Source organism: Mesorhizobium sp. J8 (genome assembly GCF_016591715.1).
Classification (GTDB): Bacteria; Pseudomonadota; Alphaproteobacteria; order Rhizobiales; family Rhizobiaceae; genus Mesorhizobium.
In genome coordinates this window covers 2,524,667-2,536,616 of the sequence record NZ_AP024109.1, presented here as the reverse complement: position 1 = coordinate 2,536,616, position 11,950 = coordinate 2,524,667, and the positions used below count along the sequence as shown (strand labels likewise).

At 64.6% G+C, this 11,950-nt stretch carries 13 protein-coding genes; 5 read left to right on the top strand and 8 right to left on the bottom strand.

The features are described from left to right. Positions 1–14: 14 nt before the first annotated feature. Positions 15–347, top strand: a complete 333-nt coding sequence (locus tag MJ8_RS11715; RefSeq protein WP_201414514.1) for a hypothetical protein — start codon at positions 15–17, stop codon at positions 345–347. 3 nt (positions 348–350) lie between these two features. Beyond that, complete coding sequence (locus MJ8_RS11710; RefSeq protein ID WP_201414513.1) at positions 351–866, top strand: SixA phosphatase family protein; 516 nt, start codon at positions 351–353, stop codon at positions 864–866. A 111-nt stretch (positions 867–977) separates the two neighbouring features. On the opposite strand, the gene MJ8_RS11705 is transcribed toward MJ8_RS11710, so the two are convergent. The 4 genes from MJ8_RS11705 to MJ8_RS11690 all read right to left on the bottom strand — a co-directional run bounded on the left by MJ8_RS11705 (position 978) and on the right by MJ8_RS11690 (position 2,544). Beyond that, complete coding sequence (locus tag MJ8_RS11705) at positions 978–1,220, bottom strand: DUF680 domain-containing protein (RefSeq protein WP_201414512.1); 243 nt, start codon at positions 1,218–1,220, stop codon at positions 978–980. Positions 1,221–1,511: 291 nt separating this feature from the next. Further along, on the bottom strand, positions 1,512–1,718 hold the full coding sequence (locus MJ8_RS11700) for a DUF680 domain-containing protein (RefSeq protein WP_201414511.1): 207 nt from the start codon (positions 1,716–1,718) through the stop codon (positions 1,512–1,514). 322 nt (positions 1,719–2,040) lie between these two features. After that, a complete protein-coding gene (locus MJ8_RS11695) occupies positions 2,041–2,247 on the bottom strand; it encodes a DUF680 domain-containing protein (protein ID WP_041010800.1) in 207 nt (68 codons plus the stop codon). A 63-nt stretch (positions 2,248–2,310) separates the two neighbouring features. Then, positions 2,311–2,544, bottom strand: a complete 234-nt coding sequence (locus MJ8_RS11690) for a DUF680 domain-containing protein (protein WP_201414510.1) — start codon at positions 2,542–2,544, stop codon at positions 2,311–2,313. A gap of 482 nt (positions 2,545–3,026) precedes the next feature. On the opposite strand from MJ8_RS11690, the gene MJ8_RS11685 reads away from it, so the two are divergent. Both MJ8_RS11685 and MJ8_RS11680 read left to right on the top strand, forming a co-directional pair. Continuing rightward, a complete protein-coding gene (locus tag MJ8_RS11685; protein ID WP_201414509.1) occupies positions 3,027–3,704 on the top strand; it encodes a response regulator in 678 nt (225 codons plus the stop codon). Further along, on the top strand, positions 3,701–5,089 hold the full coding sequence (locus MJ8_RS11680; RefSeq protein WP_201414508.1) for a sensor histidine kinase: 1,389 nt from the start codon (positions 3,701–3,703) through the stop codon (positions 5,087–5,089). Before MJ8_RS11685 ends, MJ8_RS11680 begins: the two co-directional genes overlap by 4 nt. On the opposite strand, the gene MJ8_RS11675 is transcribed toward MJ8_RS11680, so the two are convergent. The 4 genes from MJ8_RS11675 to dapB form a co-directional block, all read right to left on the bottom strand. Further along, complete coding sequence (locus MJ8_RS11675; RefSeq protein ID WP_201414507.1) at positions 5,090–5,962, bottom strand: ABC transporter permease; 873 nt, start codon at positions 5,960–5,962, stop codon at positions 5,090–5,092. 13 nt (positions 5,963–5,975) lie between these two features. After that, positions 5,976–6,830, bottom strand: coding sequence for an ABC transporter ATP-binding protein (locus tag MJ8_RS11670; RefSeq protein WP_140753649.1), 855 nt, complete (start codon positions 6,828–6,830; stop codon positions 5,976–5,978). A gap of 164 nt (positions 6,831–6,994) precedes the next feature. Continuing rightward, positions 6,995–7,954 (bottom strand): ABC transporter substrate-binding protein, encoded by a 960-nt coding sequence (locus MJ8_RS11665; RefSeq protein ID WP_225248304.1) that lies wholly within the window; start codon positions 7,952–7,954, stop codon positions 6,995–6,997. A 219-nt stretch (positions 7,955–8,173) separates the two neighbouring features. Continuing rightward, on the bottom strand, positions 8,174–8,950 hold the full coding sequence (gene dapB / locus MJ8_RS11660) for a 4-hydroxy-tetrahydrodipicolinate reductase (protein WP_201414505.1): 777 nt from the start codon (positions 8,948–8,950) through the stop codon (positions 8,174–8,176). A 213-nt stretch (positions 8,951–9,163) separates the two neighbouring features. On the opposite strand from dapB, the gene MJ8_RS11655 reads away from it, so the two are divergent. Then, a complete protein-coding gene (locus MJ8_RS11655) occupies positions 9,164–11,947 on the top strand; it encodes a tetratricopeptide repeat protein (protein WP_201414504.1) in 2,784 nt (927 codons plus the stop codon). Positions 11,948–11,950 lie beyond the last annotated feature (3 nt).

Genomic DNA, 11,950 nt, shown 5'->3' with positions numbered 1-11,950 from the left:
AGGATCTGTCGCCCTTGGAGATCTTCGACAGCGCGGTCCGTAGCAAAGGCGATTTCGCCGGCGTCTTCGAGTATGACGAGACCGACGGCCCGCAGAGCGCTACAGCTTATTTTTACCTATGCGAGGCCAAGGGCGAAACAGCCGGGCCGATCGTCGGCATGATCCATATTCGTTCAGGAGCCTGGTCGATCACCGCGGCCGACATCGCCGTCAAATGGGATAGAGGCGAGCATCGCGTAGGCCTCTTCGTCTTCGGTGCGCTGGCCGCAGCCTTCGATGTCGAGACGGGGGCGAGGTACGGTGGTAGGCATGGCGAGAATTTCAACGCCGAGATTCCCTGGTCCTGATCGATGCCCGTGAAACAACTCCTAATCCTGCGCCACGCCAAGTCGAGCTGGGACGATCCGGCACTTGCCGATTTCGACCGTCCTCTCGCCCCACGCGGCTTGAAGACGGCGCCGCTGATGGGGCGGGAGCTCGCCCGGCGCGGCTGGCTGCCGGATCTGGCCTTGGTCTCGCCGGCGCTGCGCACCCGCGACACCTGGCGGCTGGTCGCCCAGGAACTGCCGAAGCATGTGTCGGCGGAATTCGCTGAAGAGCTCTATGAGGCGGCCGCCGGCGCCATCCTGGCGCGCGTGCGGCAGGTCAGGGCAACCAGTGTGCTGGTGATCGGCCACAATCCCGGCCTGCAGCACTTTGCGCTGCGGCTGGCTGGCGCCGGATCGGATGAGAGCGTCTTCAAGAAGATCGAAGCGAAGTTTCCGACGGCGGCACTCGCCCGCTTCACGCTGGACGAGGATTGGGCGGACCTCGACTTTCGCGGCGCCCGGCTCACCCATTGCATCAGGCCGAAAGACTTAGCGTAGGCGGCGCTGCCAACTCCCTGCAAGGAAGGCGCTTCTTTGCCGCCCAATACAAAGGACAAAGGGCGGCGGAACAAGTCCGCCGTCCTTTGTGACATATCCGAGGCGTGAAAATCAGTTGCCCCAGATACCCTGGCCCGGGTCCGGCCAAGCCTTGGAGCCGGCAGGGCCGGTCGTCATGGAGGCGTCGACACTGGCCGGCTTGGCAGCCTCCTGCTTGCGGATCGAAGCGGTGGGGCTGCTGTCTACAGCGGCGGTCGGCCGGTTGGCGTCATTGGGGTCGTAGTGGTCGCTCGCGGCGAAGGCAGAGCCCATGGCGAGAAGCATTGCAGCAGTGGTGAGAGCGATCCTGGTCATTTCGGTTTTCCTTGTTCATCTGGTTCGTCGGGGCGGTGGCCTTGGGAGGATGGCCCCGCTGCCGACAAGACCCGCGACGGCCGGGATTTATTCCCGGCGCGTCCGTCTTTCAGCCACCACAGCACGCTCGGCCTGGATTTCGCCCGAAAAAAGAGGAACGATTACAAATGCTTGTGATGATAAATCCTTGTGATCAATTCAAACCGGCCATAGCCGGCTGTAGAAAAGCAGAGCGGCGGGACAAGCGCGCCGCTCAAGGTCTTGGAACAGCGTCTTGGAAGACCAGGCCGCTCAGCGATTGCCGAACAGATCCTGGGGCTCGGCCTGGCCGGCCGGCTTTTGGACATTCGCGTCCGACTTCTTGATCGACGCGGTGAGCGAGGTGTCGACCGAAGCAACCGGCCGGTTCGCCTCGTTGGGGTTGTAGTGGTCCGACCCGGCAAAGGCGGCGCCAGTGGCGACAAGCAGGGCGGCGGCGGTAAGAGCTATCTTGGTCATTTCAAAAACTCCTGGTTTCGGGTTGGGCTGTTTGGTCGGGCGTGATTGGCGATCCGATGACCTGGTGGATCGGCATGGGACAGCCTCGGACAATCGCCCGGGTGCCGCCCGCTCGCTCCACTCGCTTGAATTTTCTGGCATCGGCCCCGTCTATCGGCCCTTGCTCCCACTTCGACGGCACAGAGGGCGCCGTTACAAGCATCACCGCTTCGTGATCCATGCTTGATCAACCCGGCAAAGGCGGCCTCAAGGGCGGGCGGCTGTAGAAAAACAGAGCGGCGGGACAAACCCGCCGCTTTGAAGTGTTGGGAGATCAGGCCGTTCAGCGGTTGCCGAACAGATCCTGGGCAGGAGCCTGAGCCGCCGGCTTCTGGACATTGGCGTCCGACTTCTTGATCGAAGCGGTGACCGAGGTGTCGACCGAAGCGGCCGGCCGGTTGGCTTCATTTGGATTGTAGTGGTCCGACCCGGCGAAAGCGGCGCCAGTGGCGACAAGCAGGGCGGCAGCGGTAAGAGCGATCTTGGTCATTTGAGTTACTCCAAATTCAAAGTTGATGATTGGGTTGATGGTCTGGTCGGGACTGGAACCAGCTTAGTGGTTGCCCCAGAGGCCCTGGCCGGATTCCTGCTGGTTCGAGCTGGGCGCATTCTTGATGAAGCGCTGTTCGAACTTGCTGATCGAACCGGTGACGGTGCGATCGACGTTGCCCGCCGGGGCCGTCACGGCCGACTGGTTGGCATCGTTGGGGTTGAAGTGGTCGCTGCCGGCGAAAGCGCTGCCCGTGGCAATGAGGAAAGCAGCGGCGGCAAAAGCAATCTTGTTCATTTTAGGTACTCCAGATTTCAAAAGTCGTGTCCGTCTAGTGGCGTGCCTTGATGGAAATTCGCGTCGCTCGGACCACCCCCAAATGGGTCGGCCCTGTTGCCATTTCCAATCACGAAAAGTTGTGAACCGAACCGTTCGGTTCGATCTTGAAATTACATGAGCGAGGCAGCGGTCGCATTTTTATCTTTCCTTATCAAATACTTATAGCGATCGCCATCAAGCGCAGCCCCCTGACATAGGCTCCCGGTGTTCACCTAGGCTACACGAACCGTCAACATTAATTGAACCGAACGGTTCGGTTTCATCGATTGCACGGGTTAACAAGCAGCTCGGCAAACGCCATGACCGGGGTGGCGACCGCCGGGAAACCACGTTTGCCTTGCGGACCGATCGATACTATCGGTTGCCTCAGGGACCAATTTGGACGCCGCCCGCTGCTCTTGGCGAAGGCCGGTGCCGTTGGGAGGAAACAGCGACAAACGATGCGGCTCCTGCTTGTCGAGGACAATCGCGAACTGGCCGATTGGCTGGGTAAGACGCTGCGCCAGGCAAGCTATGTCGTCGACGTCGTGCATGACGGCCAGGATGTCGAGCATGCTTTGGCCGCCGGCGACCATGCCTTGATCATCCTCGACCTTGCCCTGCCCCGCATGGGCGGAATGGAGGTGCTGAAAAAGCTGCGGGCGCGCGGCAACCCGGTGCCGGTGATCGTGCTTACCGCCAACGCCAGCCTCGACGGCCGGGTCAAGGGCCTTAACGAAGGCGCCGACGACTATTTGGCGAAACCCTTCCAGATCGAGGAGCTGGAAGCCCGCATCCGCGTGCAACTGCGCCGCGCCAACGACCGCACCGCGCCCGTCGTTGCCTGCGGCGATCTTATCTTCGACACCAACACGCGCCTGTTTTCGCTCGCCGGCGCGACGCTGTCGCTGACGCCACGCGAGCACGCCGTGCTGGAACAACTCGTCGTGAAGGCCGGGCGCACCGTGAGCAAGGCAGCACTATCGACCGCGATCTACGACTTCGAGACCGACGCCGACCCCAGTGCCATCGAAATCTACGTGCACCGGCTGCGCAAGAAGCTCGAAGGATCGCGAGTCCAGATCGCAACCTTGCGCGGCCTCGGCTATCTCCTGCGCCACGACGATCCGGCTCCATGAGGATCGGCAGGCCTCGGATCGGCAGCCTTCGCCTGCAATTGCTGGCCTGGGTGGTGCTGCCGCTGGCCGGACTCGCCGCCATCAATCTATGGACCAGTCATCGCAACGCCATGGCGACGGCGGACCTCGTCACCGACCGCATGCTGATCGGCTCGGCGCGTGCCATCGCCGAGCAGGTGGCGATGGCCGATGGCGCGCTCGACGCCATCGTGCCACCGGCGGCGATCGAGATGTTCGATACCGGCGACCGTGACAGCGTCTATTATCGCGTCGAGACTGCCGGCGGACGCCTGCTGACCGGCTATCCCGACCTGCCTGTGGCGCCGGAGCGCGGCAGCATTGAAGCCTCCTATCGCGATCACCCGCTGCGCCTGGCAACGCTCAGCCACGCGGTGATCGGCGCCGGCACGGATTCACCGATCAAGGTCACGGTCGGCGTCACGCTCGCAGGCCATGACGCGATGGTGAAGCGCCTGTGGCTCAGCGCCTTCGCCCAGCAGCTTGCGCTCGTGGCCATTGCGGGCGTGTTCGTGCTGCTCGGCCTGCGTCGTGGGCTGACGCCGCTCATCCGGTTGCGCGACGCGGTGCGCTCGCGCAGCCGCAGCGACCTCGAACCGGTCGAGATTTCAGGCGCGCAGAGCGAGATCCGGCCGCTGATCGAGGCGCTCAACGCCTATATGGAGCGCGTGCGGGCCCAGATGGCGGCGCAGCGGCGCTTCATCGCCAATGCCGCCCACCAGTTACGCACCCCGCTGGCGCTCTTGTCGACGCAGGCGAGCTACGCCTTGCGGGAGACCAAGGCCGACCAGCGGCAGGAGGCACTTGTGGCGCTGCAGGCGAGTTCCGGCAAATTGGCGCGGTTGGCCGAACAGCTGCTTACCTTGTCCAGGGCTGAACCCGGCAGCCGGCGGCCGCGCGCCGACTTGATCGACCTCACCGAAGCCGCTCGCCAGGTGCTGGAAGCGCAGGCGCCGGCGGCGATCAGGCGCGACATCGACCTCGGTTTCGATGAGAATGGACCGGTGCCGGTGATCGGCGACGGCACAATGCTGCGCGAGATGATCGTCAACCTGGTCGACAACGCGCTGCGCTATTCCAAATCGGGCGGCAGCGTTACGGTGAGACTGGCCGCGGCTAATGGCGAGGCGGAACTCACGGTCAGCGATGCCGGACCGGGAATCCCGGTGGAAGAGCGGGAGCATGTCTTCGAGCGCTTCTACCGTATTGCCGGCGCGACCGAGGAAGGCAGCGGGCTCGGCCTGGCAATCGTGCGCGAGGTGGTCGAGAATGCCGGCGGCAGCGTCACGCTGGGCGACGCCGCCGCGGGTGGGCTCAAGGTCGAAGTGCGGCTGCCGCTGGCTGCGGCAAAAAACTCCGCCGCCTGATCACGTCCCCTGCTCGCTGAACGGCGCAGGGCGCCATTTCACCACATAGTTCTCGAAGCGAGTGATCAGGAATTCCACCACCAGCGCCATCACCGCCAGGATGATCATGGCCGCGAAGACGCCATTGGCGTTGAAGGCGCCTTGTGCCGTCGAGATCAGGAGGCCCATGCCCTGCTTGGCGCCGAGGAACTCGCCGACGACGGCGCCGACAAGGGCGAAGCCGAACGAGACATGCAGGCTGGCGAGGATCCAGCTCATCGCCGAGGGAATGATGACCGATGTGGTGATCTGCATCGGCGAGGCGCCGAGGATCCGGGCGTTGGCGATCATCGCCCTGTCGGCCTCGCGCACGCCCTGGAAGGCGTTGGCGAAGACGACGAAGAACACCATGACGACAGCCAGCGCCACCTTGGACGCCATGCCGAGCCCGAGCGCGATGATGAACACCGAGCCAAGCACCACGCGCGGCACCGAGTTCGCTATCTTGATGTAGATTGAAAAGACGTCCGCCAGCAGCTTGTTACGGCCGAGGATGATGCCCGCCACGATGCCGCCGACGGCGCCGATGGCGAAGCCGAGAAAGGTTTCCTCCAGCGTCACATAGATCTGCAGCCAGAGCGGCCCCTGCGAGGTGCCCTCGGTAACCCAGGACCAGATCTGCTCCCAGATGCCGGACGGGCTGGAGAAGAAGAACGGGTCGATGACGTTGTAATCGGCGCCGAGTTCCCAAAGGCCGAGGAAGACGATGAGGATCGTGAGGCGCAGGCCGATGACCAAGGCGTGGCGCTTGCGCAGCCGCGCCCTTGCCTGCGCTTCGGCGGCGACGATCGAGGTCGCGCGGGCGGCTTGATCGGTCGGAGAGATGGCGGTCATGCGGTTTCTCCTCTCAATGGCCGGTCTGAAGGCCACGGCTCTGGCCGAGCTGCACTTCCTCGCGCAGATCGTTCCAGATCACCTTGGCGATCTCGATGAATTTCGGGTCGTAGCGGATGTCGGCCATGACGCGCGGGCGCGGCAGGTCGATGCGGTAGACGCTCTTCACCGTGCCTGGGCCGGCGGTGAGCACATAAACCTTGTCGGCCAGGGCCACCGCTTCCTCGAGATCATGCGTGACGAAGACGACGGAGGACTTCAGTCCCGACCATAGACCCAGGAGCTCATCCTGCATGGCGGTGCGGGTCTGCATGTCGAGCGCGCTGAAGGGCTCATCCATCAGCAGGATCTTGGGCTGATTGATGAAGGTTTGTGCAAGCGCCACGCGCTTGCGCATGCCGCCCGAGAGCTGGTGCGGATAGTGCTTTTCGAAACGAGAAAGGCCGACGCGACCGATCCAGTCGCGCGCCTTGTCGTAGGCTTCCTGCTTCGGCGTGCCGCGGAAAAGCGGTCCGGCGGCGACATTGTCGATGACGCTGCGCCACGGAAACAGCGCGTCGGCCTGGAAGACGAAGCCGATATCGCGGCTGATGTCCGTGACCGGATTGCCCATGACGCGGACATTGCCGGTGGTGGGCCTGAGCAGGCCGGTGACGAGGTTGAGCGTCGTCGACTTGCCGCAGCCGGTCGGGCCGACGACGCAGGCGAATTCGCCGCGCGCCACCGTCATGGTGAAATCGCGGATCGCCGTCATCATGTGGCCGTCCGGCGTGACGAAGCGCAGCGTCACATCGTCGATGGCTATGGCGGCATCGGCCGGCGGCGCGGCGGGAGACAGTTTCTCGGCCGCCATGGTCTGCGATTGCATGACACACTCCTGTTGCGGTGGCGCGGGGATGCCGGCGGGTCAAGCTCAGGGGCCTGACTCGGCTCGGCATCCGGAAAGGCGCCGCTGCCGAATTGATTCAGACGGCCGGCGCAAGCTCTTGTTTTTCCAGGGCGGACCGATCGGCCCGCCCTTGCCTGCCGGCGCTACTTCGCCGCGTCGACGAACTCGGTCGTGTAGGTCTTCGACAGGTCGATCTGCTTGCCCTGCAGGCTCTTTGAGAACGTCGACAGAACCTTCAGCACCGTCTCCGGTCCGTCGGCCGGCATCCGGCCGTCCGGCGTGAACATCGCCTTGCCGCCGGCAAGGCCCTGCACATAGAGGTCCTTGCTGCCGGCGTAATAGTCCTTCGGCATCTTGTCGGCGATCTCCTCGGCCGAATGGCTAGCGATGAACTTCATCGTCTTGACGAAGGCATTGGCGAGCTTCTGCGCCTCGTCCTTGTGACCCTCGAGCCAGCTCGACTGGACGTAGAAAGAGGCCGCCGGATAGTCGCCGCCCAGCGCTTCCTTGGTTTTTTCAGGCGTGCGCATGTCGACCAACACCTTGGCCTCGCCGGTCTGGAGCAATTTGGCGATGGTCGGCTCGGTCGTCATGCCGGCCTGGATCTGGTCCTGCTTGACGGCGGCGATGAAGGTGTTGCCGGCGCCGACCGGAAGCAGCGTGTAATCGCCGGGTTTCAGGCCGTTGCGGACCGCGAGATACTGGGTGAGGAAATCGGTCGAGGAGCCGAGACCGGTGACGCCGAGCGTCGCACCCTTGAAGTCGGCCGGCGACTTGATTTCCGGATGCTTGGCCGAGACCAGCTCGACCTCGCCCGGCGCCTGGCTGAACTGCACGATCGACTGGATGTATTTGCCCTTCGACTGCAGGTCGACGGTGTGGTCGTAGAAGCCGACGACGCCCTGCACGGCGCCGGCCAGCAATTCATTCTCGGCCTCGACGCCCGCGCGAGAGTTCACCAGCTCCACGTCCAGGCCCTCATCCTTGAAATAGCCGAGCTGCTGGGTGAGCACGGCCGGGAGATAGATCTGCTTTTCCATGCCGCCGACGATTATGGTGATCTTGTCGGCAGCCGAGGCCGCCGATGCGCCAGCGCCAACCATGGCAAGCGTAAGCGCCACCGAGCGCAGGACGCGTTTAGAGATGAAACGGGTCACGTAACTTCCTCCACTGGGCGGCGCGGCGCGCCGCATTTCCTCCTTGCGGCCACTCCCAGCCGCTCATGTGGCGAACGCCACAAAACCGTCATGGCATGGCCAAGCTTTCAGCTGGCTTTCAGCCGTTTTAACGGCTGCGGAACAAAATCCGGCTCGGTTTTCCGGTCACGAGGCGGTGAAGCCCAGCACATCGTGCATGTCATACTCGCCCGGCGATCGGCCGGCGATCCAGAGCGCCGCCGCGATGGCGCCGCGCGCGAACATCGAGCGGTCGCCGACGGCATGCGAGAGCGTGAGCGTCTCGCCAAGAACTAGGAAGCTCACGCTGTGCTCGCCGACGATGCCGCCGCCGCGCGCAACGGCAAAGCCGATCTCGCCGGCATTGCGCGGACCGACGAGGCCGTCGCGGGCGCGCTTCGCCACATCGTCCAGCCTGACGCCGCGGCCTCGCGCCGCCGCCTCGCCCAACATCAGCGCCGTGCCCGATGGCGCGTCGACCTTGAAGCGGTGATGCGCTTCGAAGATCTCGATGTCGCAATCGTCGGCTCCAAGCGTCCTCGCGGCCTGCTCGACCAGCCCAGTCAGCATGTTCAGTCCCAGCGAATAGCTGCCTGAGCGAACGATGGCGATCTCCTTCGCCGCTTCCGCTATGCCTTCCAGCTCAGCGACGTCAAAACCGGTCGAGCCGATGACCAGCGCCGGACCGCCGCGTGCCGCGCACGCCTTGGCCAATTCGGCGGAAGCCGCCGGCGTGGTGAAGTCGACGACCACATCGGCAAGCGCCAGCGCTTCATCGCGCTCGACCAGCCCCTCGCCCGTGCTGCCCGGCCGATGGAAGCGGGCGACGAGTTCCAGCCGTGGGTCCGCCGCGATCGTCTCTGCCATCTGCCGACCCATGCGGCCTAGCGCGCCGGCGATGGCTATCCTGAGCGGGTACGGCATGGCGATCCTTGTCGAAAGCTCGAGTCGGAACAATCCTCTAGCACGCCGACTTGGCAAAGTGATTCAAACGACTGCCGGCCACGACATCGGGACGTGACAAGGGCGAACTATACGCGAATGTGAAGCGTCACACTCATCACCGCTGACGTGACATGCTAATTTAGCGCCTGTGTGTCCGGCTGCGCCCGGACCGAAATCCGAGGGGGAACGCTCATGCTGCGGCCAGTGCATGCCCTGGTTCTTTCCTGCCTCGCCTTGACGCCCCCTGCCGGAGTGGCCCTGGGGGCGCAGGCGCCTTCCGAAAAATCCGACGACGCGGCCAAGAAGGCTGCAGACGATGCGGCGAAGAAGGCCGCGCTCGCGGAAGCGATCAGTGTCTGCGATCGCGGCGCTTCCGTGCCGCTCGATCCTGAAGCCAAGGCACCGCCCATCCAGTATGGCGAACTTTTCCCGCAGGACTTCGACTTGAGCAAGCTCAAGACCCTGGCCGACAAATGCCAGGCGGCGATGCTCGGCGCGCCGCAGGAAAAGCGGCTGACGCTCGAATGGCTGCGGGTCCAGGTCGCGCTCAACCAGCCGGGGCTTACCTTTCTCCTGCCGCAGATCAAGCTCATCGCCGACGGCGGCAGTCCCGAGGCGAATTATCTGCTCTACGAGGTCTATTCGGTGCACCGGCACGACAGCGCCGATGCCGGTCCACTGCCGGTCACACGAGCGATGGCGCTCGATGCCTTGCAGAAGGCCGGCGCCGCCGGTCATCTAACGGCGCTCGAGACGCTGCTGCGTCAGTATATCGAAGGGCCGCTGCTGCGCCGCGACGCGCGCAAGGTGGTCGAGACAGCGCAACGCGTCATCGACGCGCCGGCCCAAGGCCAGTCGCCGGGCGAATGGGACAGCCAGTTCCGCGCCGCCATGCCGCTGCTGATTGCGCGGACGACGCTGGCGGAAGACGGCTTCACAAGCGACGAGCAGCAAAAGGCCTTTCATGCCGTCGAGACCGATTCCCAGGCCGGGACCAACGGCTCCGGACGATCGGCGCTGGCTTACATCAAGGCGCTGCGGCTGGGCCGTGGAACTTCGCAAGACGCGACGAAGGCCAGGCAGCTGCTGGAGGCGCGCGTCGGCAGCGATCAAGATGCCGTACCGATGCTGGCCGACATGCTGGCCAAGGGCGAAGGCGGCCCGGCCGACGGCAAGCGCGCCATCGCCATGCTGCGTGCAGCCACCAAGAACGTCGCCGAGGCAGGGCCGATGCTCGCCGGCCTGCTGCTCGACGGCAAATTCGTCGGCCGCCAGCCGCGTGAAGCGATCCAATTGCTCAACGCCTCCTGGGACCTCGACGCCGCCATCAGGCTGGCGAAGCTGCTTCCCGACTATGACGGCGTCCAGATCGACAATCCGGGCCTGTTCATCGAGCGCCTGAGCGATGCCGCCGAGGCCGGCGAACCGGGTGCTGCCCTTGCGCTGGCGCGGCTGCAGCTGTCGGACGATCAGCAGTTCAAGAACGAGGATGCGGCACGCGCCTTGCTGAAACCGCTGGCGGACGGTGGCGACCGCGAAGCGCTCTGGCTCTGCGCCTCGACGCAATATGCCAATCTCGATTCGACAAGCTACAGGCCGTCGCGCCGCGACGACGGGCTGAGCGACGATCAATTGAAAGCGCTGATCGAGGAAGGCGAAGCCAGGAAGGAACAGCAGGCCTATCTGCTGCAAGCGAAGCTGTTGCGCAAAGGCGCGGTCTATCCGCAGGACGACCAGAAGGCGACCGCGATGCTGATCAACGCCGCCAATCTGGGCAGCGTCGAGGCGATGGTGCTGCTGGGCGATGCCTATGCCGACGGTGTCGGCGTCGACAAGAACCCGCGCGAGCGGCTGCATGCCTGGCGCGAGGCGGCGCGGCTCGGCTCGCTCAAGGCAAAGAGCAAGCTCGCCAACGCCTTCACCTTCGACAGTTTCGACCATCTTGTGACGTTGCGCGAAGGCATCACCAACCGCATCGCGCTTTACAATGACGGCATCGGCAGGATGGGCGCCGGCGTGTTCGGCGCCGACGACGCCGACATGGAGCTGAGCGGCCTCTTTTCCGGACCGGCCTCCAGCGCTGGAAACGCGGCGATCGCAGCCGCGGTGATGGATGCTTTCCGCGAGGCGCCGGCCGGCCTCGACGACCAGAACCTTGTTGGCGTCGGCAAGGCTCTGCCTGACGAAATTCGCGTCGCTATCGAGATGGCGCTGAAGAGCGAAGGTTTCTACACCGGCGAGCCGAAGGGTTATTTCGGCCCTGACGCGCGCAAGGCGCTGGCCGCCTGGGTCGACGCGAAAGGCCCGCTTGGCGATGCTCCCAGCCCGCAAGCCGCAACCGCGACACCACAAGCCGCGCCGGCGCCGGGCGGACTCGACACGGATATCGTCAACCGCATCCGCGACAAGGTCTTCGCCCAGGCGCAGGCCGCCAAGACCGACAAGCAAAAGCTGGCAGCCATCAAGCAGCTCGGCATTCTCGCCCGCTATGGCGACCTGCCCTCGCGCTGGGTGCTGGTGCGCAACTACCATCAGGCGCGCGCCATCCGCTCGGTGGTGACGCCCGAGGAGATCACACGATACGCGCTGGATATACTGGTGTCGAAGCCCGAGGGCGTCGAGAAGCCGGAATTCGAGTTCATCTTCGACCTGACGCAGATCGCGCAGGACCGCAAATCCAAGATGGTGGGCAGCGCCACCATCCAGGCGATCCGCGACGATCCGCGCCTGCAGGACCCGCTGACGCTTGGCGCCATCATGGGCCAATTCGCTTTCGCGCCGGACGCCTGCGACTCCGTGCTCGCCGCCGCCAAGAAAGCCGGCATCGACAGCCTAGGCTCGGACGGGTGCGACGAGGACACGCGCGCGGCCCTCATTGCCTTCGCCAAGGACAAGGGCGCGTCCGGTGTCGATGCGGCGGCGCGCAAGGCCGCCGTGGATGAGATCAAGGCGCTGGACGCGCAGGCGGCGAAGTAGCCG